Source organism: Daejeonella sp. H1SJ63, assembly GCF_029360775.1.
Taxonomy (GTDB): Bacteria; Bacteroidota; Bacteroidia; order Sphingobacteriales; family Sphingobacteriaceae; genus Daejeonella.
In genome coordinates this window covers 86,888-111,557 of the sequence record NZ_JARKMZ010000042.1, presented here as the reverse complement: position 1 = coordinate 111,557, position 24,670 = coordinate 86,888, and the positions used below count along the sequence as shown (strand labels likewise).

Sequence of the window (24,670 nt, the reverse complement as noted above, 5' to 3'; positions counted from 1 at the left end):
AATTAATAAACAGCTCTCCCGGTATCTTTGGGGGCCACATCCTGACGAATCAGGATGTAAAGTTCAGCATCAATGTCTTTGGCAAATCCCAGAATCTTAAGATTACCTTCAGGCTTACCATTCAGCACAATATTGCCCCTCACCCAGGTTTCTGCCTTCTTTTCCAAATTCATAATATGAACTTTTTATGTCAATCCGGTTTCACTGAGGATTAAGCAGACTTTGATTTTAAGATTAAAGAGAAAGAATCTCTACAATCTTCAGCAATTCAGAATTTACTTCCTTGTTATGTTTTATGGCATTACCGAAAGGGGTAAAATGAATTTTTCCGTTCACAATACCGATCATTTCACTGCTTTTTCCCTCTATCAGCGACTCAACCGCTGCAACACCAAGCCTGCTGGCCAGCACTCTGTCCATGCAGGAAGGAGGACCACCTCTTTGAATATGTCCGAGGATAGAAACCCGGGTATCAATTGCCGGAAACTTTTCTTTAACAACCTTAGCCACCTCAAAACCTCCGCCTGCATCATCCCCTTCCGCTACAATAATGATCTTTGATGATTTGTCCTTCCGGCTGTGCTCCAAACGTGACAGAAGGGCATTGATATCAGTTTTCGTTTCCGGAATCAGAATAGCCTCAGCACCCGAGCCAATACCACTCCTCAAAGCAATAAGTCCGGAGTCGCGTCCCATAACCTCAACAATAAACAAACGGTCATGCGACTCGGCTGTATCACGTATTTTATCCACTGCATCAATTACCGTATTGATTGCAGTATCATAACCAATGGTAAAGTCAGTTCCGATCAGATCGTTATCAATTGTACCCGGAAGACCGATTACAGGAATATCAAACTCCTCACTGAAAACCTTGGCGCCGGTAAAGGTACCGTCACCACCGATTGCCACCAGTGCATCTACATCATGCTTCTTTAATTGCTCATAAGCCTTCTGACGGCCCTCTTTTGTACGGAACTCATCGCTTCTGGCCGTTTTCAGCACAGTTCCACCGCGCTGTATGATGTTGGCAACAGATTTACGGTCCATGGATTTAAACTCACCACTGATCATACCATCATAACCTCTTAAAATTCCGGTCACATTCAGGTTATGGTACAATGCGGTTCTTACTACGGCACGAATCGCAGCATTCATTCCGGGAGAATCACCACCGGATGTGAAAACACCTATATTTTTAATATTTACTTTACTCATCTTTCTTTACTATTAAAAGCGGATTTGCCGCTATCCAAAAACTTCACATAATTCTGAATGTCCAGGTCAAATGCCTGAGGCGGAACAAGCACATTACCCTCATGATCTGCAATTACATAATAGGGCTGAGAATTTGTTCCAAACTTTGAGGCCTGAAAATCACTCCATTTCTGTCCGATTGATTTTATTTTTTTACCGCTGAAAGTAGAAACATATTTCTCTTCTTCTGCAAGTTCTGTTTTATCATCAACATACAAAGATATTAAGACATAATTTTCTTTTAATCTGCGCAAAACCTCTTTATCAGGCCATACACTGGCTTCCATTTTGCGGCAATTGGTACAGCTCCAACCGGTAAAATCTATCAGAACGGGCTTATTCACACTTTTTGCATAGGCAAGTCCCTGTTCGTAATCATAAAATGCGTCCAGACCATGAGGTGCATGGAACAATCCTGCATATTTCTTTCCTGATGTCTCCGGAGATTTTACCGCAGCCGGTCCCGCATTCGAATACAAATCAAACTCCTGTGTTACCTGTGGAGGAAGCCAGGCACTGATCGCTTTAAGCGGGGCTCCCCATAATCCGGGAATCATATACAATGTAAAACCAAGAATAAACATAGAAAAGAACAATCTTGGCAATGAAAGGAAGTTAATCTCCGAATCGTGTGATAAACGAATTTTGCCCAGCAGGTATAATGCCCATAATCCAAACACCACGATCCAGATGATCAGGAATACATCCCTGTTCAAGATACCCCAATGATAAGCCAGATCAACATTTGATAAGAACTTAAATGCAAGCGCAATTTCAAGGAAGCCCAGAGAAACCTTAACGGTATTCAGCCAGCCTCCGGATTTTGGCATCTCCTTCAGCCAGGAAGGGAATACCGCAAACAAGGTAAACGGAATGGCAAGGGCTGCTGAAAAACCAAGCATCCCGGTTGCCGGACCTAAATAAGATCCTTTTGAAACTGCATCAACCAGTAATGTTCCAATAATCGGTCCGGTACACGAAAAAGAAACCAATGCCAGGGTGAATGCCATGAAAAATAATCCCATAATACCGCTTTGATTCGATTTTTCATCCATTTTATTGACCAGTGATGATGGAAGCGTGATCTCAAAGGCACCCAGAAATGAAATTCCAAAAATAACCAGAACAACAAAAAACAACAGATTAAACAGGGCACTGCTTGCCGCTTCATTCAATGCTGATGCCCCAAATATCAACGTAATCAGCAAGCCAAGCGCAACGTAAATTACTATGATCGATAATCCATAAATAGCTGCACTGCGAATTCCTTTTGCTCTTGATCCGCTCTGCTTGGTAAAAAATGAAACGGTCATCGGAATCATCGGATAAATACAAGGCATGAAAAATGCCGCAAGTCCGCCGATAAATCCGGCTATAAAAATTGCCCAAAGTGATCCTGATGCATCATTTTGAGGAACTACAGCTACTGCTGGGCTCATGCTTTCGACATTGGCTGAGGCCGTATCTGCCGGAAGGGCAGCGAGCTGAGAACTATCAGTTGCTGCCTTGGAGCCTGCAGTGCCGGCCATAGCAGAAGCAGCTGCCAGATCAATCCCGAATTCAAGCTCTGCAGGAGGTAAGCAGCGCTGATCATCACAAACCATAAATTCGAGTACACCTTTAACCTTTGTCTTTGGCACGTTTAAACTTACACGCTGTTTAAAAACTACCTGATCCTGATGCCAGGCAATTTCCATATTGAAATTCTTGTCGAAAGCTGTTACTGCCTTAGGGCTTTCGCTAACCTTACCTATAAGTTTGTAGTCGGCTGAGGGCTGGAACTTAAATGAGGTTGGAATTGGCCCCCCATCTTCAATAAACTGCGAATACAAATGCCACCCCTTATCAATTTTGGCTGTAATGACCAGATTTGATTCCTTATCATTCAGCTTCTCGGATGAAAAGCTCCATTTTACCGGATCAAACATTTTGGCCTTAGGATCAGTAAATTGCGCCTGTGCCCCAAGACCAATAAACAGAAGTATAACTCCTAAAAATCTTTTCATATCCTATTGATTAATAAACTCAATTTCCTTGTTATTAAACTTTTTTTGACCTTCTGTGGTTTCCAGTAATAATTGTCCGATAGCGCTTACCCCGAGAATTTTCCCACTCTCTATACGGCCATCAAATTTGAAAAGAGACCATTGATGCATCAAATAAAGCTTTTGCAAATACTCTTTGTCAAGCTTTTCAAACGCTCCTGCTCTCAATTGTAAATACCTTGCTTCAACAGAGTTGCAAATTTCGCTTAATATTCCCATTAAGTCATAATCCTGATGTAATTCTTGTTTGAAAGAACTAATATTTTTCAGATTGTCAGGAAATTGACTCTGATTTACATTAAGGCCAATGCCAACTATGGCATGTTTGATCCGACTACCCTGAATAATATTCTCAATCAGCATTCCACCGATTTTTTTATTGTCAATATAAAGATCATTAGGCCATTTAATGTGCGCCTTTCCATTAAAATACTTATATAAAACATCGTTTAAAGCCAAACTGATGGCTTTATTAAGCTCAAATTGCTGTTCAACCTGTAAAAAAGAAGGATTCAGAAGTATACTGAAAGTAAGGTTTTTTCCTTCTTCACTTTGCCATGAATTGCCCGACTGGCCTCTGCCGGCAAATTGCTTCTCTGCCAATATAACAGTACCATCCAAAAATGGCGTAGATTTTGACAAAGCATCCCTAAGAAAGGTATTTGTTGAGTCTACCTCTTTTAGTCTAATTAGATTTTGACCGACGAATAGTCCTGAAAAAGTATTATTTTGCAATTAAGATTTGCTTTATTTAATTTATCAAAACTAATTTTTTTTAATGGTAAAAAATAAAAATGTCCGGGAATCAACATCCATCTCAGAACTCATTATACACGGAATTCAGGAGAAGAAAGGAAATGAAATTGTACGACTGGATCTAAGAAATATACATAGCTCGGTTGCTGATTATTTTGTTATCTGCCATGCCGAGTCATCCACCCAGATTAAAGCTATCGCCCAGAGTGTTGAAGAAGAAGTTTTTAAAGCATTAAAAATTGAACCCTGGAGAAAAGAGGGACTACAACAGGCCGAATGGATTATTATTGATTATGTAGATGTTGTAGTTCATATTTTCAAAACCGACAAACGGGAATTCTACGGAATTGAAGACCTTTGGGGTGATGCTGAGATGCAATCTTTTCAAAGTGCATAAACCATAAGAGGCTTCATTACGTTATACATAGATATTGCTAAAAAAATGAAAGAAAATAGATCCGATTCTAAAAAAACGATAAAAAAAATACCGGGTAAAAAGATTGTCCCCAAACCGCCAAGATTCAATATTATGTGGTTATATGCCATCATAATTCTGGGTCTTTTTGTTGTTCAGTATCTTTTTAGCGGAAACAATGCTAAAACCATCAATTACCAGAAGTTTGAGACAGAAATGCTTAAGCCGGGAGATGTTGAAAAGCTTGTTGCCTATAAAAACGGAGATCTGTATAATGTGGATGTCTACATTAAAAAAGATCGTTTAGACCAGAAAAAATACGATGATGTAAAGAACAAGAGCAGTTTTAATGCTGCTCCGGCAGGGCCTCAATATATCTTTACCTCAGCAACTTATGAAAGTTTTGAGTCTAAAGTGATGGCAGCAGAGAAAGACCTGCCTGCCGACCAGCGTACTCCAATCATTTCTGAATCGAGAGAAAGCCCATGGGCAGGATGGTTCATGTCATTCATTTTACCGGTTCTGCTTCTTGTTGGATTCTGGGTGTTCATCATGAAAAGAATGGGTGGCGGAGCAGGCGGTGGTGGTGGCGGCCAGATATTCAATATTGGAAAATCGAAAGCCACACTGTTCGATAAAGAGTCGCAGGTTACCATAACATTTAATGATGTTGCCGGACTTGAAGAAGCGAAACAGGAAGTAATGGAGATTGTTGATTTTCTTAAAAATCCGAAGAAATACACCAATCTCGGAGGTAAGATTCCTAAAGGCGCTCTGTTGATCGGTTCACCCGGAACAGGTAAGACCCTTATGGCAAAAGCTGTAGCAGGCGAGGCTCAGGTTCCGTTCTTCTCATTATCAGGATCCGATTTCGTTGAAATGTTTGTTGGTGTAGGTGCATCACGTGTTCGGGATCTTTTCAAACAGGCAAAAGATAAAGCTCCTTGTATCATCTTTATCGATGAGATTGATGCTATCGGACGTGCCAGAGGAAAAAACAATATTGTAGGAGGTAACGACGAAAGAGAAAATACATTGAACCAGCTGCTGGTTGAAATGGACGGTTTTGGTACAGATTCAGGTATTATCATCCTGGCAGCTACCAACAGACCTGATGTACTGGATACAGCATTATTGCGCCCGGGACGTTTTGACCGTCAGATTTCTATTGATAAACCAGATCTGGTTGGCCGTGAGCAGATATTTAAGGTTCACCTTAAACCACTGAAGCTCGCTGAAGGCGTAGATGCGAAAAAACTTTCTGCTCAAACTCCGGGATTTGCGGGTGCTGAAATTGCCAACGTTTGTAATGAGGCTGCATTGATTGCGGCACGCCGTAACAAAGAAGCAGTCGACATGCAGGATTTTCAGGATGCAGTTGATCGTGTAATTGGCGGTCTGGAGAAAAAGAATAAGATCATATCACCTGAAGAAAAGCGAATTGTTGCTTATCATGAAGCAGGGCATGCTATTGCAGGATGGTTTCTTGAACATGCTGATCCATTGGTGAAGGTATCTATTGTTCCGCGGGGTGTTGCAGCTCTGGGTTATGCACAGTATCTGCCAAAAGAGCAATTTTTATACACCACTGAGCAATTGCTTGATGGAATGTGTATGACACTGGGCGGACGTGTAGCAGAAGATCTCGTCTTTAGTAAAATTTCTACCGGAGCACAAAATGATCTTGAACGTATCACCAAACTTTCTTATGCCATGGTTACTATATACGGTATGAATGACAAGGTGGGTAATGTTTCATTCAATGATACACAGGGTGAATACCAGTTCAACAAACCTTATTCTGAAAAAACTTCAGAAATGATTGATATTGAAGTGCGCAATCAAATCGAAAAGGCATATAACCGAACCAAACAATTACTGACAGATAAGCGCGAGGGATTGGAAAAGCTGGCTGAAAAGCTTCTTGAAAAGGAAATTTTATTCCAGTCTGATCTTGAAGAAATCCTGGGTAAACGTCCGTTTGATAACCGTACAACTTACGATGAATTCGTTAATGGTACCCCATCTGAAGATGAAAAAGTACAGCCAAAAGAACCGGTTGAGCACGAAGGTGTGGTAGATCATAATATCGATCTGGCTGAAAACCGCTCTTCACAGGACTAAAAAATATCATTCCAGAGAAAGGAGAACTAAGCATTTAACCATGTTTGGTTTTCCTTTTTTAAATACAAGGAGTTCATGAAAGAAACTACTTCTAAAGAGAAAATGCTGAAGAAGATCCGAAAGGCCCTTCTTGAAAAACGCGATAATCCTTATCCTAATTTAGAAGATACTCCGCTCTACGAAGAGTATAACGACCATCTGGATATCCTGTTTGCAGAGCAGCTTACAGCTGTATCCGGAAATTTTGTTTTTTGCGAGAATGATATTCAGCTGATAGAAAATCTGCTGCATCTGGCAGAAGAAAAAGGCTGGCGTAAACTCTATTGCTGGGAGCCCGGATTACAGAAGCTTTTAAGCACTTATGAATTCCCGTTTTACAGCACTGACACAGACTTTTTAAATGCCGATGTCGGGATAACAGCCTGCGAGGCACTTATTGCCAGAAATGGCAGTATAATGGTATCTAATGGCACAGAAGCCGGCAGAAGATTAAGTATATATCCTCATGTTCATATTGTAATTGCATATACCTCTCAGCTCGTACTTGATCTAAAAGACGCCTTTAAGCTTTTAAAAGAAAAATATGCTGAAAATCTGCCAAGTATGATTTCAAACATTACCGGACCAAGCCGCACTGCCGATATTGAAAAAACCCTTGTCCTTGGTGCCCATGGCCCTAAGGAACTTTATGTCTTTTTACTGGAAGGATAAGAAACACGGATAGTGAATTTCATCTGCAGAAAATAATTCGGAAAACGCTTTCTGCATCAGGTATCATTAATCAGATATTACTGATCATTTTTACCAGAAGCTTGTGTGCTCCTGCCCCCTGAATACTAACCAAAACTGATTGGGCAATATACCCTGCTGAAATAACATCTATATAATACCTGCCGGGAGGCAGGGCATTTAAACAAACTCTGCCCAACTGGTCGCATACAGCGGTCATCCCTATACTATCAATACTGATCATAGCATTGCTTACGGGATGCTCTCTTTCAGAACTAACTACCTGAAGATCAAGCTCCCCCTTTAAAGAATCAGTTACAGTCCGTATCCTTTCAAGGACAGAACCCGAATCGAACGGAGCATCTTTATGCTCTAAGGTTCCGGAGTGAGAATTTACATCTTGCATTATTTTCAATTTTGCCGAATTAAAAAAACAACAAAGTATATAGAACTAATCAAATATACGTCAGAATAACGAATTAGTAGTCTTTTGATACAAAACAAATTTGAAACCGGTATGAATTTTTAACCTGTATCTTTCAAACAAAAAGATCAATGGCACTGAAATCATTAAAAAATAATACTAAAAAAATTAGTATTTTTGAAAATGCTGTATGTTCAAAATAAGGATTTCTTTAAAGGGAGAGGTGCACAGATAAATACGCACAATAAGTTTTTAAAGTCTGATTATGTAGCCGAACATCCCGAAGGGATAGATGAATTAATGCTCGAAAACGCCAGCACTCAAATCTATGAAGAGCATCCCAAAACTATTGTCAGCATATCCAAAAGCCAGGATCTTCCTTTCTTACATTCCATAAATCCGTATCAGGGCTGTGAACATGGATGCATCTATTGCTATGCCAGGAATTCACACGAGTATTATGGCTTCAGTGCCGGCCTCGATTTCGAGAGAAAAATTATTGTGAAAAGAGAGGCCCCTCAATTACTTGAAAAGTATCTGAATAAACCCGGATATACTCCATCTGTGATCATGCTATCAGGTAATACAGACTGCTATCAGCCAATAGAGCGTAAGCTAAAGATTACCAGATCACTTCTCGAAACATTTCTGAAGTATAAACACCCTGTAAGCATAATCAGCAAAAATAATCTAATGCTCAGGGACCTGGATATTCTGAAAGATCTTGCGGCCCTTGATTTGCTTCATATATCGGTAACTCTCAACTCGCTCAATGAAAACCTGAGACAAAAAATGGAACCCAGAACCGTAACCGGCCAAAGCAGAATAGACCTTATTAAAAAATTAAGTCGGGAAAACATTCCGGTAAGACTAATGTTTGCACCCATTATTCCGGGTTTGAATAGTGATGAGATACCCGAAGTAATCAAGGCCGCCGCAGATGCAGGCGCATCAGAAGCTGCTTTTACGCTTGTAAGACTGAATGGGGCAATAGCTGAGATTTTCACAGACTGGCTAATTAAATCATTCCCCGACAGGGCAGAAAAAGTATTGAATCTGATTGCAGCTTGCCATGATGGAAAGCTAAACGACAGCCGGTGGGGGAAACGAATTTCAGGAGATGGAAAAGTAGCTGAAAGCATTCATAAACTGTTTAAAATATCTGTCAGGAGGTTTATGAATGGCCGAAAAATGCGGGAATTTAACTTTGATCATTTCAACCAAACCGGAGGTAAGCAGTTGAATTTATTTTAGCTTTTTATTTTTCTTAAAAAGAATATGTACCTTTAATACAGTAAACCAATACAGTATTCAGTATAATTTCTTTTAATGAGCATTATTATCAGGTCTGTAATTACAGGTACGGGTAGTTTCGTACCCGGAAATATTATTTCAAACAAAGACTTTTTAGAACATCGCTTTTACGAAAAAAATGGAGAACCCATTTCACGTGAAAATGAAGAGATAATAGAAAAATTTAAAGATATCACAGAAATCGAGGAACGTCGTTATGCAAATAAGGAGCATAGCGCCTCAGATTTAGGTTATTTTGCCGGAAAAGAGGCCATTGAGACCTCGGGTATCGACCCGGAATCCCTGGACTATATCATCGTAGCGCATAATTTCGGAGATATCGTCCCCGGCAGTACACGTGCCGATGTTTTACCCGCTGTAGCATCACGCATTAAACATAAACTTGGAATTAAGAACCCTGATTGTGTAGCCTACGATCTGCCATTCGGATGCCCCGGATGGCTTCAGGGAATGATACAGGCTGATTATTTTATACGTTCGGGTGATGCAAAACGCATTCTGATTATAGGAACAGAAACTTTATCAAGAGTTACTGACCCGCATGACAGAGACAGTATGATCTATTCTGATGGAGCAGGCGCCTGTATACTTGAAGGCCGGGAAAACAGCGCTGAAGGTATTTTAGCTCATAAAACCCAAACCCATACTTCTGAAGAAGCTTATTATTTATATTCAGGTAAATCGAGCAATCCCGATCTGGTTTCCGATGAAAAGTTCATCAAAATGGATGGCCGTAAGATTTATGAATACGCACTGAAAAACGTGCCTCTGGTAATTCAGCAGGCATTGGAAAAATCTGCTACATCTATAAATGATGTAAAAAAGGTACTGGTTCATCAGGCAAATGGTAAAATGGATGAGGCTATCCTTAAAAGACTATTTAAACTTTATGGGATAAAAGATGCTCCATTAGAGGTAATGCCTATGACTATTGCAAAGTTTGGAAACAGCTCTGTGGCCACGGTCCCAACACTGCTTGATATGATCCTTAAACACAGAATGAAAGATCATCAAATCAAAAAAGGAGACAGAGTAGTATTTGCCTCTGTGGGTGCCGGAATGAATATTAATGCAATGGTTTATCAGTTTTAACAAGAGATAACCTAATTCCCAAGTCGTTTTAAACCCTCTTTGGCCCTGTGTTCGATACTGTTCTCGAAATCATGGTCTTTCATATTTATTGCAAGATTAAAATAAATCTTTGCCCTGTTCTTATTCTTAATATTTTCATAAATCATTCCTGACCAGAGCGCAGCATTTGAAGCAAAAGAATAAGGTTCATTTTTGCCGAGATCAATTGCCTGCTGATAGTATTTCAATGCCTGCTCTTCTCTGGAACTGAGGTCGTAGATACGGCCCAAACGATAATTAAATTCAATCTTATCTCTAAATAGCTTGAAATCTTCTGTACTTTTCCCGGATAGCTGAGAAAGAGCTCTTTCATAATTACCACCATCAGATAGTAATCTTGCTTTGAGTAAACTAATATCCGGAGCCGGATAATTTACTTCACGGATTGCCTGTACATCTCTCCAATCTATATCATAACCTTTCTCCTTTACTGCATCAGTGTAACTATAATAAGCTTTTGTATTAGATCTCAGCAATTCAAGCCAGGCAAGACGCAAATAGGTATCCTTAATTAAATTAACCCCTTTGTAATTTTTGAGGTAATTATTAAAACTTAAAGTTGCGGAGGGGTCAAGATTTTGCATTTTTGCCATCCCGCTCAAATAATCAAGATAAGGATAGCTTTGATAATAAGGTTCAGTAGGTCTCTTACTCAATTCTTCCAGTGTCCTTTTGCTATTCCCTGATTTTAAAGCGGCATAAGCTCTTAGGTATGTTCTCAGGAGACTTTCCCTATCCATTCTATCAGTATTTTTAATAATCTTAGCAAAGTTTGCCGTATCAATTACAATATCCGTTTGAATGATAGAAAGGTAGAACACAGTCTCGTCATAAAAATGAGAATAAGCTGAAGCCGGCAGCCTTTCAACAAGACTTTCAAGCATTCTCATACCGGTTCTGGTATCACCACGAATTCCGAACAACTTTTTCAAAGCATCAGGCAATGTACCCAGTGCTGCATTGATCATACCCAGACCCTTCTGATTAGGAAGAAACTCCGGAAACTTTCTGGCATTTTCCTGAAATAAATTATAGGCTCTGTTAATTTCAATGGCTGCGGTAAAATACTCCTTTGCCTTGCCGCGGCATATCGCAAGCTGAAGGTTTATTTCAGCCAATGAATAAAGATAGTACGGCGAACTTTTATCATCTTTTTCTATCCTCTTTAATATTTGATTCTTACTATCCTTAAGCCGCTCAAAATCAGATTCATTTTCAGTAGTCATCAGATTGAAGTAGTCAACATAATTATCCAGAAGATATGGTATTGCATTAGTTGGGTTCTTTCTTTTCTCAGCATTGATAAGTATACGTGCCGTGCTAAGTTTCAAAGACAATATATTCTCATAAGCTCTGATACAATTGGCATTGAAATCAAATTTTGCATAAGAAACCTTAGAGATCAGCAAGCACCCTAATAAGATCAAAAATCTATATTTTACCATTCAGCAAAAATAAGGTATTAGGTCAAAAAAAAAGCGACCAGAACCCTGATCGCTTTTCGATTTTTTTTAATCCCTGATTATAATGCAGGAGTTTCTTCTAATGCGAAGCCTTCATCAACAAGAATACGTCCGCAATGCTCGCAAACAATAATACGCTTACGCTGACGGATATCCAGTTGTCTCTGTGGAGGAATCTGGTTGAAACAGCCTGAACATGAATCACGCTGAATAGTTACAACTGCCAATCCGTTTTTAGCATTCTTGCGAAGACGGTGATAAGCTGTTAATAAACGTTCTTCGATATGTTTCTCAGCAACCTCAGCCTTTTCGAGGATACTTGCTTCTTCCTTTTGAGTTTCTGCAGTAATTGTATCCAGCTCAGCCTTTTTCAGATCAAGATCATTCTTACGCTCAGTAATATTTGCTAATGCCTTTTCGTAAATCTCTGTCTTATTCTGAATTTCAAACGAATACTCTTTAATCTTCTTCTCAGAAACCTGAACTTCTAAACCCTGAATTTCAATCTCTTTGGAGATCGCATCATACTCACGGTTATTTTTAACTTCATTCAACTGAGCTTCATATTTCTTGGTGGCAGCTAATGCCTCCTTGATCATATTCTTGCGGGTTACAATAGAATCCTCAAGTTCATCAAGCTCTGCTTTTATTTTCTGAATACGGGTTTCTAAACCTGCAACCTCATCTTCAAGGTCAGCAACTTCCATAGGAAGCTCTCCCCTTGTCTGACGGATCTTGTCGATCTGTGTGTGAAGGGTCTGAAGCTCGAATAATGCCTTTAATTTATCTTCTACTGATTGTTCCATTAAATCAAGTAATTTACGGGGTTTGTGTTCTGTATTGTTAAACGGAGGGCAAAGTTAGGAAAATTTTCTGTAATTAATTCCAACAATAATTCCTGTGTAAACTGCTCACTTTCAAAATGTCCGACATCTGCAATGATTAATTTTCCTTCCGCATCAAAAAACTCATGATATTTAAAGTCGGCGGTAATAAAAATATCTGCTCCGGCGCTGATTGCATTTTGCAGGAGAAAACTTCCCGATCCCCCGCAAACAGCCACTCTGCGTATCTTTTTAGACCTCAATGCAGTATGCCTGATCACTTTAGCGCCAAGCTTTTCTTTTATAAAATTTAAAAAATCAAGCTCATCTCTGTCGCTTTCCAGGCTACCGATCATACCCGAGCCCACCTCACTAAATAAATTATTAAGGGTATAAAGATCGTAAGCAACTTCTTCATAGGGGTGTACTTCATGCATTGCAGCCAGAATTTTCTTCTCCAGATAAGCCGGGTAAATCATTTCTATCCTCACTTCCTGCTCCAGATGCTGCTTTCCTATTTCACCTACAAAAGGATCGGTTCCTTCCATCGCTTTAAATGTTCCTATGCCATCAGCGTTAAAGCTGCACTCTGAGTAATTACCTATATGGCCCGCCCCCGCAGCAAACATAGCTTTCCTTACCATTTCTGCACTTTCCAAAGGACTGAACGTTACAACCTTTCTGAGAATTCCGGATTTGGGACTCAGAATACGGCAATTCTGAACTCCGAGTTTATCACATATTTTTCTGTTTACGCCTTCCGAAACATGATCCAGATTGGTATGAATAGCAAAAATGGCAATATCATGCTTAATCGCCTTAATCACCACCCTCTCTACATAGTTCTTCCCGTTAAACTTCTTAAGTCCTTTAAAAACAATGGGATGATGTGAAATAATCAGATTCAGGCCATGTTCTATGGCTTCATCAATAATTGATTCAGTACAATCGAGTGAAATAAGGGCACCTTTGATTTCCATATCCTGATAACCGACAATCAGTCCGGAATTATCATAGTCTTCCTGATATGCCGGAGGTGCAATGGATTCAAGAAAGGATGTAAGTTCTCTTAATTTCATAGACAAAGATACCCTATAAGTTCAGCCAGCTCCAAATTCTGGCTAAAAGGCTGATCAAAACACTTAAAAGAATCATGCTGGTAATTGGCATGTAAAAACTGAAGCCAGGCCGGGTAATCCTGATATCGCCGGGAAGATTACCAATCCAGCTTAGTTTATCATGAAAAAAATAAATCAGAATGCCGAAAAGAAGGATAATTATACCCGCCATTATCAGCACCTTACCGGTAGTAGTAGTCATTAATTATTAAATGGGTTATTATTTCGGCATCATTCTTACCAGCTCAGCACTTTCATTTGCTGCTTTACGATTATATTCAAAAGTAATAGACCTGTGATTAATAATGTCAACAATAGTTCCGATAAAACACAATCCTACTGTTAAAATATACAAAATGCCCATTCCAAGCTGCCCTGTAATAAACCGCTGAATACCTGCCAAACCCAAAAATCCAAGTAAGGTAAAAAGAAGAATTTCCTGAGGATCCTTACGTCTGCCGGAGTAAAACATAACAAACCCCTGCTTTTGACGCTCATTCATTCCGCTCATAACCTGTTGCAAATAGGAATATTCTTCGGGACTCAGCCCTTTTAAGTGAATCAAAGGGTCTCTTTCCATGTTGTTATCTTTTTGATGTATTTAAATTTAATAAATTATTAATCAATTCTATAATCCTGTAAATCAGTATGAAAGTGGCCGGAATACCAAACCAATGCCGGCTGAATGAAGCCTGAAACTCGCCCTGAAAAAAATACCTGATCGAACGGCCAAGTCCGCAACCGGGACACCAGCTAATCCCCAGGTTATCTAAAGGGCAAAGTGTATAGTGATCTGACCCTGATCTGGTAAAGGCAAATAACAAAAGCCCCCCTGTCCATAAGAACAATTCAACAGGAAAGCCTTTTATAAAAGAATAAATCACGAATTTTCCCGATTAATTTTGAACCCTTTTTGTCTAATTTAAATATATGAAATATTGCCCAAAGTCCATTTTAGCTCTCTGATGCATATTAGTGCTTTTAAGCGTATATTTGCTTTGAAATTCAGGGCGTGAACATTCGGGATATTTTAAATCAGTATAAAACGGACCCCCGCATTGCCATTCTGGCGGCGAGCCTCAATACAGGCAAAAAAAAACGGGTACATCTGAAGGGACTTGTCGGATCCAGCGATTCGGTCATTGCTACAGCTGCGTATTTTTTACTGCACAGGCACATGGTCTTCGTTCTTCCTGAGCGGGAAGAAGCAGCCTATTTTCTCAGTGACCTGGAAAATCTGTTTGAAAAAGAAATTCTCTTCTTCCCATCTTCCTTCAGAAAAGCATTTGAGTTTACACAGATCGACAGCAGCAATGTATTGCAGCGTGCTGAAGTTTTAAATGAGCTTAATCATAGTAGTGAATACGGAAAGATCATCGTAACTTATCCTGAAGCACTGGCAGAAAAAGTGATAGACCGGAATGCGCTGGAAAAAAACACTCTGGAAATTGCTGTTGGGAATAAGCTCAGTATCGACTTCATTAATGAATTTCTGATTGAATATGATTTTGAACGGGTTGATTTTGTATATGAACCCGGACAATTCTCGATTCGTGGCGGCATCGTTGATATCTTCTCTTTTTCTCATGACCTTCCTTACAGGATTGAATTTTTTGCTGATTATATTGAAAGTATAAGAACTTTTGAAATAGAAGATCAGCTTTCTGTTGAACAGGTAAAAAGCATCACGATTGTACCGAATGTACAATCGAAATTCCTGACAGACCATAACATTTCCCTGCTTGAGTACATTGATAACGACAGCATGTTGTGGTTTAAAGATGTGGAGTTTACGCTTGATATTGTAAAAAGCGGATATAAAAAAGCTGTAGAATTCTGGAAGGCCCTTCCGGCAAAAGATAAAGAGGAGAACCCTCAGTGGATTGATCCGAAATTCAATTTTACTGATGAAAAAATGCTGGCTGATCAGCTTAAGGATTTTGATCTGATTGAGTTTGGGAAACAGTTCTTTTATCAGGCAGATGAAAGCATCGCATTCGATATTAAACCTCAGCCTTCATTCAATAAAGATTTCAATCTGCTCATTCATAACTTTAAAGAGAATGAAAAAGCAGGAATTGAAAATCTCATTTTCACAGATTCAACCAAACAGATTGAACGTCTTTACAGCATTTTTGATGATTTAAATGCCGGCGTACAGTTTAAGCCGGTTCACCTTTCATTGAGGGAAGGCTTTATTGACGGGGGACAGAAACTGGCTTGCTATACTGATCATCAAATCTTTGACCGATACTATAAGTACAAATTAAAGAAGGGATATATCCGTAGCCAGGCAATTACACTTAAAGAGCTCCGCGAGCTGAAGCCGGGCGATTTTATTACGCATATTGACCATGGTATCGGGAAATATGCCGGTCTTGAAAAAGTAGATGTGAATGGCAGATCGCAGGAAATGATCCGTCTGGTTTACGCAGATAATGATCTTCTTTATGTGAATATCAATTCACTGAACAGAATTTCAAAATACTCAGGTAAAGAGGGTACTGTTCCTAAAATGAACAAACTCGGAACAGATACCTGGGAGAAGCTGAAGAAAACTACAAAAAAAAAAGTTAAGGATATTGCCCGCGACCTGATTAAACTCTATGCAATCAGAAAAGCCCAAACGGGTAATGCCTTCATGCCTGATACCTATCTGCAGACCGAACTGGAGGCCTCTTTCATTTATGAAGATACTCCTGATCAGATCAAAGCTACAGCCGATGTAAAGAAAGATATGGAATCACCGCATCCTATGGACAGGCTTGTTTGCGGTGATGTGGGATTCGGTAAAACCGAGATTGCAATACGTGCGGCATTTAAGGCGGTAACTGACAGCAAACAGGTTGCCATACTGGTTCCAACAACCATTCTTGCATTACAGCATTATAAAACTTTCAGCTCCAGGCTTGCTGAGTTTCCATGTAACATTGACTATATCAACCGGTTTAAATCGGCAAAACAGGTGAAAGAAACCCTGCAAAAGCTGGCAGATGGGAAAATTGATATCGTTATAGGTACTCACCGGATTGTAAGTAAGGATGTTAAATTCAAAGATCTTGGATTGCTGATTATTGATGAGGAGCAAAAATTCGGGGTAAGTGTTAAAGAAAAGCTGAAACAATTCAGGGCAAATGTTGATACTCTGACACTTACAGCTACTCCAATACCAAGAACACTGCATTTTTCACTGATGGGTGCACGCGACCTGAGCATTATCAGCACGCCTCCGCCAAACCGGCAGCCGGTAGTTACTGAACTGCATGTATTCAATGAAAAATTAATCAAGGAGGCTGTAGAATTCGAGATCGACCGAGGCGGTCAGGTCTTCTTCATACATAACAGGGTTCAGGATCTGATGCAACTGGGCGGACTGATCAATACCCTGGTTCCGAGGGCAAGAATAGGAATTGCACACGGACAACTGGAAGGTGATGCCCTCGAAGATGTGATGCTTAAATTTGTCAGCGGCGAATACGATGTTCTGGTTGCTACAACAATTATTGAAGCCGGATTGGATATTGCCAATGCAAATACTATCCTGATCAACCATGCGCATATGTTCGGTCTTAGTGATTTGCACCAGATGCGCGGACGTGTAGGAAGATCCAATAAAAAAGCTTTCTGCTACCTGCTCAGTCCGCCATTATCCACTCTAACCACCGAAGCCAGAAAACGCCTCAGTGCGATCGAGGAATTCTCTGATCTGGGCAGCGGCTTTAATGTGGCGATGCGCGATCTGGATATTCGCGGAAGCGGTAACCTTCTGGGTGCCGAACAAAGCGGGTTCATCGCTGAAATCGGTTTTGAAATGTATCACAAAATTCTCGATGAAGCCATCCAGGAACTAAAAGATGACGAATTCAAAAATCTGTTCAAAGATGAGAAACCAAGACCTTTCATCTCCTTTACCCATGTGGATACCGACCTGGAGGTAATGATTCCGGATGAATACGTAACCAATATCGCCGAACGCTATAATCTGTACACAGAACTTTCGAATATTCAGGACGAAACAGAACTTGATACCTTCAGACAAAAACTGGCCGACAGGTTTGGTCCGGTGCCGCCTCAGGTTACTGAATTGATTGATACCTGGAGGCTTCAAAATCTGGGTAAAATGATAGGATTCGAGAAGATATCATTTAAAAAAGGAGTTCTCAGAGGATATTTCATCGCTAATAAGCAATCACCCTATTATGAATCCGAACAATTTGGGCGTGTGCTTCAATTCATGCAGACACATCCGGGCATCAGTAACCTCAAAGAAGTAAAAAATACCCTGAGGCTTGCCATCGAGCATGTTAACTCATTGGATACAGCAATTGATTTTCTTCAGGAAATGGCGCTGGAACAAGTTTCTTAATCGGCCAGCTGGAAAGTGATCGGCAATGTGTAAGAAGTTCTTACAGGTTTCCCATTCGCATAACCCGGGTTCCATGGCGGACTTAACTTTAAAACTCTGATCGCTTCCTCATCACAACCATTTCCAATACCTCTGATTACTTTAAAATCAGTGAGTGAGCCATTTTTCTCAACAATAAAACTAATAAAAACCTTCCCCTGAGTTTTCTTTCGTCTGGCTTTTGGAGGATAACGTAACCGGGAACCAAGAAATCTGGCCAATGCATTTTGGCCGCCCTGAAATTCAGGTGCATTTTCAACATTACCAAGATCATATAACCTGCCCTCGTACCTTGCATCGCTAACTGCCTCATTTTCTTCTGCAACCGCCTGAGATTCAGGATTACTTAACGCCGTGTTTGCTGTTTGCTCAGACTGATTCTGAGCATAGGATGCTGTATCATAAGAGCGTCGTGTTTCGATCAGATTCTTAATCTCAAGCTCTCTTAACGCAAGTATTTTACCCTCCTCATCAACGGTCATCTCTATTTTAATATCGGCTGAAACATCCTGATTTCTTGAGGGCTGAAAATAGCTAACACTCGTCCAGTAGCTTGCTATCAGCAAATTCCCGACACGCTCATATTCAAGGCTGGATACAATCCATTGGAGATTAAAGTTTCTCATATCAGACAAGCGTTTCCAATGAAGGTCCTTCAGACGCTGATAAGTAAGATTGTGGTAATTATAATAGGTTTGAGTAATTGGAGTAAAATAACTTGGCGGATCAAAATAGCCCTTTCTCTGATCAGTGTAAAAAGCCTCAATAAATTTGATCAGTGAACTACGCACCTCACTATCATCCATGCTTGAATTCTCAATCAAAGCATCCGAATTCCTGTCGTGTATAAAGGTAGGAACTTCTTCTTTGGTGGAAAAAAGACTGTGAACATCATCCACAAAAAGTGTAAGATAACCCATGATCAAAATAATCAGACCAAGGCCAATGCCCATATACCATAATGAACGATCAGGCTTCGGTTCATTATCAGTACCTAAATTATTAAGTCTGTTAAAGTCCTGCTCCATATATTTTCTTCTTCTTACAGAATCTCAATAAAAATTGTTCCAAATTTTGTTCTGCAATCAAAAAGTACTGATCAGATGTAAATATACAAAGACAAGTGGCGCTGCAAGCAAAAGACCATCAAAGCGATCGAGGAAGCCCCCATGACCTGGTAAAAAAGAGCCTGAATCTTTGGTTGAAAGACTGCGTTTAAGCATAGATTCAGATAAATCGCCTAAAGTACCCGCTGATGCAATTATTACTGCAACAGCAAGCCAGTGGATAAGCGGAAGCCCGGTAAAATAAATATTCACAATATAGGCCGCAAGCATGCTGCAAATGATCCCACCGGCAAAACCTTCCCAACTCTTTTTAGGAGAATGCCTCTCAAAAAGACGGTGTTTTCCTAAACTTATTCCAAAAAGATACGCCCCCGTATCGCTTGACCAAAGCATGATCAGAAAAGCTAAAGGATAATGACTGGAATATTGGCCGTCTCTGTAAGCCATAGCATAGAAAAAGCAGAACGGAACTACTGCATAAATTACTCCAAAAATTGTATAAGCAATGTTATGAAATGGATTCTTATGTTTTCTATACAGTTCGGCGATAATGACAAGAATAACAAATGGAACACTAAGCAACAGATTAGAAAACGATGCGCCGTTCAGAAAATAAGCTGCCAGAGGTAAAGTTATACTAAGCATCAGCAACAAACCGGTAATTATCTGAGGCTGCACATCTTCTGTTTTAACCAATTTGTAAAACTCGAGGCTGCATATTGCACTTATTAAAATAAAAAATAATGTAAATGTATTGCTACTAATCAGCACCAAAGCCAGTACAACCGCAACAAAGAAAAAACCAGTTATAGCTCTTGTTTTCATCCGTAAATATTTTATTTGCTTTTTATCCCGCAGGTGCAGGATGGAACCTTTGATGATTAAACCCCGTAGGGCTCATGGCCACAAAAACTAAAGACCGGGAATAAATAAAAATTGCCCTGTGCGCTTAATATTTATTTTAATCATGTCGGATTCATTTAAAGTTCGTTTTCTGTAATTATCCTCATCGCTTTTTCAGAATTTTCTTGATGGATATAAACCTCTGCTTCTCCAATTCTGTAAGGAAAACCTTGCTTATTGATCAGAATAGCTTCTATTTCATGATCAATCAATACCTGCCTGACCAGTTCTGATTTAAAAAAATCAGCCGATGAAAAGATCTTAACCCAGCCCGCTTCCATCACTGATTGTTTTTAGCTTATTTTCTCTCATTGCTGAAGCATAGAAATAACGCAGTAGTATAACAGACACAGCCATACCGATAAACATGAAAGGCATATTAATGGCTTCCATCTCAAACATTTCCTCAACAGACTTGCCATTTTGCTGATACACATAAGCGGTAACTACCGCGGCTGCATTATTCAAAAAATGCCCCAGAATCGGAATCCATAAACTTCCGCTCCAAACAAATAAATATCCAAAAAGAGCTCCCAATAACATTCTGGGCATAAATCCATAAAACTGAAAATGAATTGAGCTGAAAATAATCGCTGTTATCCAGATTGCTGCATGGTAATTTCCGGTCCAGCGGCTAAATATTCTCTGCAGGCAACCCCTGAAAGTCAGTTCCTCACCCACAGCCGGAATAATTGCCAGCATCAGCATATTCACAAGGAATGAATTTATAGAAGGCATCACCAGCAACTGCTTGGTTATTACCTCCATTTGCTGCTCCTTCAGGAGCATCCAGGCCTCAAGATCCTTTAAGAAGGAAGGGAGAGCCATAGACTTATTCAAGTCATTAACATACTCAAGAAATTGTGCCAGACCAAACATGATAAGTATTGTTAATCCGGCCAAAACCCATGAAAAGTTATTTAATTTAAGAAAAGCTGACCAGTTATTACTTTCCATTTTAGCAAACCACAATGCCGGTAAAACAAACATTCCAACTGAAGTTACAATTTGAATCAGCTTAAGTATCTGAATATTTTCAGCAGATCCCGAACTCATTTTAATCATCGGTTCCAGTCCGTAAATTGCTGTTCCAAGAGCAAAGCCAATCATTGTAAACAGGAAGGCACCGCTAAAGATCAACAGTAAAAGAAGGAGTAATGAATTGAAAGGATGACGTTCTGCTGACCCGGATTTAAACATGCTGATTAATTATTTGTAATTTTGCGTTTTATTGCTGTCGGCGGATAGCACTGAAATAAAAGTTGAAAGATAGTTAATGTCTGTTAAGATTGGAAATATTGATTTAGGGGAGTTCCCGCTCCTGCTTGCTCCGATGGAGGATGTGAGTGATCCGCCATTCCGTTTTGTGTGTAAACAGAACGGCGTGGATATGATGTACACAGAATTCATTTCTTCGGAAGGGCTGATCCGTGATGCGGCAAAGAGCAGGGCAAAGCTGGATATTTTTGAGTACGAAAGGCCTATCGGCATTCAGATCTTTGGAAGCGAAATCGAAAGTATGCGTGAAGCTACCCGGATTGCAACTTTAGCTAAACCGGATTTGATCGATATCAATTATGGCTGTCCGGTGAAAAATGTTGCATGCCGTGGTGCAGGTGCAAGTTTATTGCAGGATATCGACAGAATGGTCTTAATGACTAAAGCTGTAGTGGAGGCCACCCATCTTCCTGTAACAGTTAAAACCCGTCTGGGATGGGACGATAGCACAAAAAATGTTTATGAAGTTGCAGAAAGACTCCAGGATATTGGCATTCAGGCCTTAACCATTCATGGACGTACCCGCGCTCAGATGTACAAAGGAGAAGCTGACTGGACCATGATCCGTGAAATCAAAAGAAATCCAAGAATTAAGATACCAATATTTGGAAATGGAGATGTAACCTCTATTGAACGGGCAGCAGACTGGCGTATGGAATATGAGGTAGATGGCATTATGATTGGAAGGGCGGCAATTGGTTATCCATGGATTTTCAGAGAAATTAAACACTTTTTCAATACCGGCGAATATTTACCGGGCCCAACGATTAGTGAAAGGGTAGATGTATGCAGAACACATCTCGATAAGTCGATTGCCTGGAAAGGAAATAAAACCGGTGTTTTTGAGATGAGAAGACATTATGCCAATTATTTTAAAGGAATACCGGATTTCAAGGAATACAGAATGAAACTGGTTTCACTTGAAAATATTAATGATATTCATTCTGCTCTTCAGGAAATTAATGAACGATTCCAGCCTGAAATGGCCTGATTTTTTGCTTTATTTTTATATTGCCATTAATTAATTTTATTCAAATGATTACCAGGATCACTGACGGAGTAAAAATATCGGTAGAAACGATATACCAGCCTGAATATTCAAATCCGGCGAATGAGCATTTTATGTTCGCTTACCGGATAAATATTGAAAACATGACGGAATACAGTGTGCAATTGTTAAACCGTCATTGGATGATTTTTGATTCCAATGGAAGTAAACGTGAAGTTGAAGGTGAGGGTGTTGTTGGCTTACAGCCGGTAATAGAACCCGGAAATCACCATGAATATGTTTCAGGATGTAATTTAAAGACAGATATGGGCAGTATGAAGGGCTCCTATGAAATGATGCGCATTGTTGACGGCCGGAAATTCAAAGTCAATATTCCCGAATTTTTATTAATTGCTCCCTATAAGCTAAATTAATTTTAAGCTATAAAAAAAGCCCTGCTGAATTGAATTCAGGAGGGCTTTTTATTTTTTTGAAGCAATCTTTATTCTTCTCTTCTTCCCATCAGCATACTTGCGTAATATACCAATGTTGCAAGAGAACCCAAAGCTGCAACCACATAGGTCATGGCTGCCCACCATAATGCATCTTTTGCCTGATTATTTTCTATTTCAGCCTGCATAATACCCTTGTTCATTTGTAGCCATGCTAATGCCCTGTTACTTGCATCGAACTCTACAGGTAAGGTGATAAATGCAAAAAGAGTAACAATTGCAAGTGCAGCTACACCGATAGCAAGTACCGTTATATCGCCTGAAAAGGCAAGAAGCAACACACCAATCATCAAAGCCCATTGTGTAATCTTTGAGGCCACATTAACAGCAGGTACAACGGCAGATCTGAATTTCAACCAGCTGTATGCCTTTGCATGCTGAACAGCATGTCCGCATTCGTGAGCTGCAACCGCTGCTGCGGCCACACTACGGCCATGATATACTTCCGGACTTAAATTTACCGTACGATCCATTGGATTATAGTGGTCTGAAAGTTGTCCTTCGGCAGAAATGATCTGAACTCCGGAAACTCCGTTATCCCTTAACATTTTTTCTGCGATATCCCTGCCGCTCATACCTGAGGCAAGTGGCATTTCTGTGTACTGCTTAAATTTGCTTTTAAATCGCCACTGCACTGCAAAACTGATTACAGCAATGACTATCATTAAAATTAATCCCATAGTTTAGTTCAATTTTTTATAAACATATTCAATAACCATTCCGAATAAAAATAAATTGAAATAATTTACCTTTAAAAGACGATGGCCGATACCTTTTCTTACTGGGAAAAAACCTCATTCCTGTCCGGATTTGATGTCCTGATTATTGGCAGCGGTATCGTTGGTCTCAGTGCAGGTATGCATCTGAAGAAAAAAAGACCTGAATTGAATATTGGAATTCTGGAGTCAGGTTTTATCCCCGCAGGCGCCAGTACAAAAAATGCCGGTTTTGCTTGTTTTGGAAGCATTTCCGAGCTTTTGGAAGAACTCAAAACAGGTACTGAAAACGAGGTTTTGAGTCTGATTGAAATGCGCTGGAGAGGACTTGAGAAGTTAAGAAAAAATCTTGGGGATGAGGCACTTTCATTCAAAAACTATGGCGGATTCGAACTGTTTAAAGAAACTGAAACAGAGGCATCTGAACATTGTATAAATAATATTCCCTACTTCAATCAATTGCTTAAAAATATTATTGGAAAACCTGACATTTATGCAGTAAATAATGCAAAAATTGCAGAATTCGGTCTGGCAGGTATAAACAATATCATCTGCAATAAATATGAAGCTCAAATCGATACCGGTAAGATGATGAGAGCAATGATTTCAAAAGTTCAGGGTCTTGGAGTGCTTATTTTGAACAATTGCAGGGTAAATAAACTGGAACAAGATACTTCCGGTCAAATACTTCATACTAACCAGGGAATAATCCGGTCAAATAATGTAATAGTAGCAACAAATGCCTACGGAAAGGAATTGATCCCTGAACTTGATATTGTTCCCGGAAGAGGTCAGGTGCTGATTACTGAACCTGTAAAAGACCTTAAAATCATGGGAACTTTCCATTACAACAAGGGCTTTACTTATTTCAGAAATATTGATGACCGCATTCTGCTCGGAGGGTTTCGTGATCTGGACTTTCAGACTGAAGAAACATTAAAACCAGGAACTACTGAATTAATTCAGAATTCGTTGGAAGAACTTCTCCATAATACCATATTACCGGGCAGAAAAATAAAAATAGAGCAAAGATGGAGCGGAGTAATGGGCTTTGGTAAAGAACTCAAACCCATAATCTCCGGGATCAGCCCGGGATTATACTGTGCAGTCCGATGCAATGGTATGGGCGTTGCGATGGGAAGCTTATCAGGCGAACAGGTTGCTGATTTAGTTCAACTCTAAAAGGGCTTACTATATTCGT

At 39.8% G+C, this 24,670-nt stretch carries 25 protein-coding genes; 9 read left to right on the top strand and 16 right to left on the bottom strand.

The annotated features are described in order from the left end of the window. Window positions 1-2: 2 nt before the first annotated feature. The 4 genes from P2W72_RS15360 to P2W72_RS15345 form a co-directional block, all read right to left on the bottom strand. Window positions 3-173 carry a hypothetical protein gene (locus tag P2W72_RS15360; RefSeq protein WP_276364420.1) on the bottom strand — a complete coding sequence of 57 codons (171 nt, stop codon included), beginning with the start codon at window positions 171-173 and terminating at the stop codon, window positions 3-5. Between the two features lie 61 nt (window positions 174-234). Further along, complete coding sequence (gene pfkA, locus P2W72_RS15355) at window positions 235-1,218, bottom strand: 6-phosphofructokinase (protein ID WP_276364418.1); 984 nt, start codon at window positions 1,216-1,218, stop codon at window positions 235-237. Then, complete coding sequence (locus P2W72_RS15350; protein WP_276364415.1) at window positions 1,215-3,263, bottom strand: thioredoxin family protein; 2,049 nt, start codon at window positions 3,261-3,263, stop codon at window positions 1,215-1,217. The genes pfkA and P2W72_RS15350 overlap by 4 nt, the downstream gene beginning before the upstream one ends. A gap of 3 nt (window positions 3,264-3,266) precedes the next feature. Continuing rightward, window positions 3,267-4,037, bottom strand: a complete 771-nt coding sequence (locus tag P2W72_RS15345; protein WP_276364412.1) for a biotin--[acetyl-CoA-carboxylase] ligase — start codon at window positions 4,035-4,037, stop codon at window positions 3,267-3,269. Between the two features lie 43 nt (window positions 4,038-4,080). Between P2W72_RS15345 and rsfS the strand changes: the two genes are divergently transcribed. The 3 genes from rsfS (at window position 4,081) to P2W72_RS15330 (ending at window position 7,308) form a co-directional block, all read left to right on the top strand. After that, window positions 4,081-4,455: a ribosome silencing factor gene (gene rsfS / locus P2W72_RS15340; protein WP_276364409.1), complete on the top strand. Its 375-nt coding sequence runs from the start codon at window positions 4,081-4,083 to the stop codon at window positions 4,453-4,455. 45 nt (window positions 4,456-4,500) lie between these two features. Then, window positions 4,501-6,597, top strand: coding sequence for an ATP-dependent zinc metalloprotease FtsH (gene ftsH / locus P2W72_RS15335; protein ID WP_276364405.1), 2,097 nt, complete (start codon window positions 4,501-4,503; stop codon window positions 6,595-6,597). Between the two features lie 75 nt (window positions 6,598-6,672). Next, complete coding sequence (locus P2W72_RS15330; protein WP_276364402.1) at window positions 6,673-7,308, top strand: LUD domain-containing protein; 636 nt, start codon at window positions 6,673-6,675, stop codon at window positions 7,306-7,308. Window positions 7,309-7,378: 70 nt separating this feature from the next. Here P2W72_RS15330 and P2W72_RS15325 read toward each other — a convergent pair whose 3' ends face one another. Continuing rightward, on the bottom strand, window positions 7,379-7,732 hold the full coding sequence (locus P2W72_RS15325; RefSeq protein ID WP_276364399.1) for a hypothetical protein: 354 nt from the start codon (window positions 7,730-7,732) through the stop codon (window positions 7,379-7,381). Between the two features lie 201 nt (window positions 7,733-7,933). Between P2W72_RS15325 and P2W72_RS15320 the strand changes: the two genes are divergently transcribed. Together P2W72_RS15320 and P2W72_RS15315 are read left to right on the top strand one after the other, a co-directional pair. Next, a complete protein-coding gene (locus tag P2W72_RS15320) occupies window positions 7,934-9,004 on the top strand; it encodes a PA0069 family radical SAM protein (RefSeq protein WP_276364396.1) in 1,071 nt (356 codons plus the stop codon). Between the two features lie 75 nt (window positions 9,005-9,079). Then, window positions 9,080-10,156: a ketoacyl-ACP synthase III gene (locus P2W72_RS15315; RefSeq protein ID WP_276364393.1), complete on the top strand. Its 1,077-nt coding sequence runs from the start codon at window positions 9,080-9,082 to the stop codon at window positions 10,154-10,156. Between the two features lie 11 nt (window positions 10,157-10,167). Here P2W72_RS15315 and P2W72_RS15310 read toward each other — a convergent pair whose 3' ends face one another. From P2W72_RS15310 to P2W72_RS15285, 6 genes are all read right to left on the bottom strand, one after another. Next, a complete protein-coding gene (locus P2W72_RS15310; RefSeq protein ID WP_276364391.1) occupies window positions 10,168-11,640 on the bottom strand; it encodes a tetratricopeptide repeat protein in 1,473 nt (490 codons plus the stop codon). A gap of 77 nt (window positions 11,641-11,717) precedes the next feature. Beyond that, window positions 11,718-12,464, bottom strand: coding sequence for a C4-type zinc ribbon domain-containing protein (locus tag P2W72_RS15305; RefSeq protein ID WP_276364389.1), 747 nt, complete (start codon window positions 12,462-12,464; stop codon window positions 11,718-11,720). Continuing rightward, window positions 12,464-13,561, bottom strand: a complete 1,098-nt coding sequence (locus tag P2W72_RS15300; RefSeq protein ID WP_276364387.1) for a Nif3-like dinuclear metal center hexameric protein — start codon at window positions 13,559-13,561, stop codon at window positions 12,464-12,466. Before P2W72_RS15300 ends, P2W72_RS15305 begins: the two co-directional genes overlap by 1 nt. A 13-nt stretch (window positions 13,562-13,574) precedes the next feature. Continuing rightward, window positions 13,575-13,802: a DUF2905 domain-containing protein gene (locus P2W72_RS15295; RefSeq protein WP_276364384.1), complete on the bottom strand. Its 228-nt coding sequence runs from the start codon at window positions 13,800-13,802 to the stop codon at window positions 13,575-13,577. Window positions 13,803-13,820: 18 nt separating this feature from the next. Continuing rightward, window positions 13,821-14,180, bottom strand: a complete 360-nt coding sequence (locus P2W72_RS15290; protein ID WP_276364383.1) for a TM2 domain-containing protein — start codon at window positions 14,178-14,180, stop codon at window positions 13,821-13,823. Between the two features lie 4 nt (window positions 14,181-14,184). Further along, window positions 14,185-14,484: a DUF2752 domain-containing protein gene (locus P2W72_RS15285; protein WP_276364381.1), complete on the bottom strand. Its 300-nt coding sequence runs from the start codon at window positions 14,482-14,484 to the stop codon at window positions 14,185-14,187. Window positions 14,485-14,612: 128 nt separating this feature from the next. Here P2W72_RS15285 and mfd point away from each other — a divergent pair, with 128 nt between their 5' ends. Continuing rightward, a complete protein-coding gene (gene mfd / locus P2W72_RS15280; protein ID WP_276364379.1) occupies window positions 14,613-17,966 on the top strand; it encodes a transcription-repair coupling factor in 3,354 nt (1,117 codons plus the stop codon). Here the strand turns inward: mfd and P2W72_RS15275 are convergent. From P2W72_RS15275 to P2W72_RS15260, 4 genes are all read right to left on the bottom strand, one after another. Further along, the gene (locus tag P2W72_RS15275) at window positions 17,963-19,033 is read right to left on the bottom strand and encodes an energy transducer TonB (RefSeq protein ID WP_276364376.1); all 1,071 of its coding nucleotides are present in this window, start codon (window positions 19,031-19,033) and stop codon (window positions 17,963-17,965) included. The genes mfd and P2W72_RS15275 overlap by 4 nt on opposite strands. 57 nt (window positions 19,034-19,090) lie before the next feature. Further along, window positions 19,091-19,897, bottom strand: coding sequence for a phosphatidate cytidylyltransferase (locus P2W72_RS15270; RefSeq protein WP_276364375.1), 807 nt, complete (start codon window positions 19,895-19,897; stop codon window positions 19,091-19,093). Window positions 19,898-20,052: 155 nt separating this feature from the next. Then, window positions 20,053-20,256: a DUF2007 domain-containing protein gene (locus P2W72_RS15265; RefSeq protein ID WP_276364374.1), complete on the bottom strand. Its 204-nt coding sequence runs from the start codon at window positions 20,254-20,256 to the stop codon at window positions 20,053-20,055. Then, the gene (locus tag P2W72_RS15260) at window positions 20,237-21,175 is read right to left on the bottom strand and encodes a CPBP family intramembrane glutamic endopeptidase (protein ID WP_276364373.1); all 939 of its coding nucleotides are present in this window, start codon (window positions 21,173-21,175) and stop codon (window positions 20,237-20,239) included. Before P2W72_RS15260 ends, P2W72_RS15265 begins: the two co-directional genes overlap by 20 nt. 76 nt (window positions 21,176-21,251) lie before the next feature. On the opposite strand from P2W72_RS15260, the gene dusB reads away from it, so the two are divergent. Continuing rightward, window positions 21,252-22,244: a tRNA dihydrouridine synthase DusB gene (dusB, locus tag P2W72_RS15255; protein ID WP_276364372.1), complete on the top strand. Its 993-nt coding sequence runs from the start codon at window positions 21,252-21,254 to the stop codon at window positions 22,242-22,244. Window positions 22,245-22,288: 44 nt separating this feature from the next. After that, a complete protein-coding gene (gene apaG, locus P2W72_RS15250) occupies window positions 22,289-22,675 on the top strand; it encodes a Co2+/Mg2+ efflux protein ApaG (protein ID WP_276364371.1) in 387 nt (128 codons plus the stop codon). Between the two features lie 68 nt (window positions 22,676-22,743). On the opposite strand, the gene P2W72_RS15245 is transcribed toward apaG, so the two are convergent. Beyond that, window positions 22,744-23,433, bottom strand: a complete 690-nt coding sequence (locus P2W72_RS15245) for a zinc metallopeptidase (protein WP_276364370.1) — start codon at window positions 23,431-23,433, stop codon at window positions 22,744-22,746. A gap of 81 nt (window positions 23,434-23,514) precedes the next feature. Between P2W72_RS15245 and P2W72_RS15240 the strand changes: the two genes are divergently transcribed. Then, window positions 23,515-24,651: an FAD-binding oxidoreductase gene (locus P2W72_RS15240; RefSeq protein WP_276364369.1), complete on the top strand. Its 1,137-nt coding sequence runs from the start codon at window positions 23,515-23,517 to the stop codon at window positions 24,649-24,651. The last annotated feature ends 19 nt before the right edge of the window (window positions 24,652-24,670 follow it).

Excerpts from the sequence above, each read along its gene's own strand:
- P2W72_RS15350 (WP_276364415.1), bottom strand. The coding sequence starts at position 3,263 with ATGAAAAGATTTTTAGGAGTTATACTTCTGTTTATTGGTCTTGGGGCA.
- P2W72_RS15325 (WP_276364399.1), bottom strand. The coding sequence starts at position 7,732 with ATGCAAGATGTAAATTCTCACTCCGGAACCTTAGAGCATAAAGATGCT.
- P2W72_RS15290 (WP_276364383.1), bottom strand. The coding sequence starts at position 14,180 with ATGGAAAGAGACCCTTTGATTCACTTAAAAGGGCTGAGTCCCGAAGAA.
- P2W72_RS15275 (WP_276364376.1), bottom strand. The coding sequence starts at position 19,033 with ATGGAGCAGGACTTTAACAGACTTAATAATTTAGGTACTGATAATGAA.
- ftsH (WP_276364405.1), top strand. The coding sequence starts at position 4,501 with ATGAAAGAAAATAGATCCGATTCTAAAAAAACGATAAAAAAAATACCG.
- P2W72_RS15360 (WP_276364420.1), bottom strand. The coding sequence starts at position 173 with ATGAATTTGGAAAAGAAGGCAGAAACCTGGGTGAGGGGCAATATTGTG.
- P2W72_RS15240 (WP_276364369.1), top strand. The coding sequence starts at position 23,515 with ATGGCCGATACCTTTTCTTACTGGGAAAAAACCTCATTCCTGTCCGGA.
- P2W72_RS15330 (WP_276364402.1), top strand. The coding sequence starts at position 6,673 with ATGAAAGAAACTACTTCTAAAGAGAAAATGCTGAAGAAGATCCGAAAG.
- P2W72_RS15305 (WP_276364389.1), bottom strand. The coding sequence starts at position 12,464 with ATGGAACAATCAGTAGAAGATAAATTAAAGGCATTATTCGAGCTTCAG.
- rsfS (WP_276364409.1), top strand. The coding sequence starts at position 4,081 with ATGGTAAAAAATAAAAATGTCCGGGAATCAACATCCATCTCAGAACTC.
- P2W72_RS15245 (WP_276364370.1), bottom strand. The coding sequence starts at position 23,433 with ATGGGATTAATTTTAATGATAGTCATTGCTGTAATCAGTTTTGCAGTG.
- apaG (WP_276364371.1), top strand. The coding sequence starts at position 22,289 with ATGATTACCAGGATCACTGACGGAGTAAAAATATCGGTAGAAACGATA.
- P2W72_RS15270 (WP_276364375.1), bottom strand. The coding sequence starts at position 19,897 with ATGAAAACAAGAGCTATAACTGGTTTTTTCTTTGTTGCGGTTGTACTG.
- pfkA (WP_276364418.1), bottom strand. The coding sequence starts at position 1,218 with ATGAGTAAAGTAAATATTAAAAATATAGGTGTTTTCACATCCGGTGGT.
- P2W72_RS15300 (WP_276364387.1), bottom strand. The coding sequence starts at position 13,561 with ATGAAATTAAGAGAACTTACATCCTTTCTTGAATCCATTGCACCTCCG.
- P2W72_RS15260 (WP_276364373.1), bottom strand. The coding sequence starts at position 21,175 with ATGTTTAAATCCGGGTCAGCAGAACGTCATCCTTTCAATTCATTACTC.
- P2W72_RS15295 (WP_276364384.1), bottom strand. The coding sequence starts at position 13,802 with ATGACTACTACTACCGGTAAGGTGCTGATAATGGCGGGTATAATTATC.
- dusB (WP_276364372.1), top strand. The coding sequence starts at position 21,252 with ATGTCTGTTAAGATTGGAAATATTGATTTAGGGGAGTTCCCGCTCCTG.
- P2W72_RS15310 (WP_276364391.1), bottom strand. The coding sequence starts at position 11,640 with ATGGTAAAATATAGATTTTTGATCTTATTAGGGTGCTTGCTGATCTCT.
- P2W72_RS15265 (WP_276364374.1), bottom strand. The coding sequence starts at position 20,256 with ATGGAAGCGGGCTGGGTTAAGATCTTTTCATCGGCTGATTTTTTTAAA.
- P2W72_RS15320 (WP_276364396.1), top strand. The coding sequence starts at position 7,934 with ATGCTGTATGTTCAAAATAAGGATTTCTTTAAAGGGAGAGGTGCACAG.
- P2W72_RS15315 (WP_276364393.1), top strand. The coding sequence starts at position 9,080 with ATGAGCATTATTATCAGGTCTGTAATTACAGGTACGGGTAGTTTCGTA.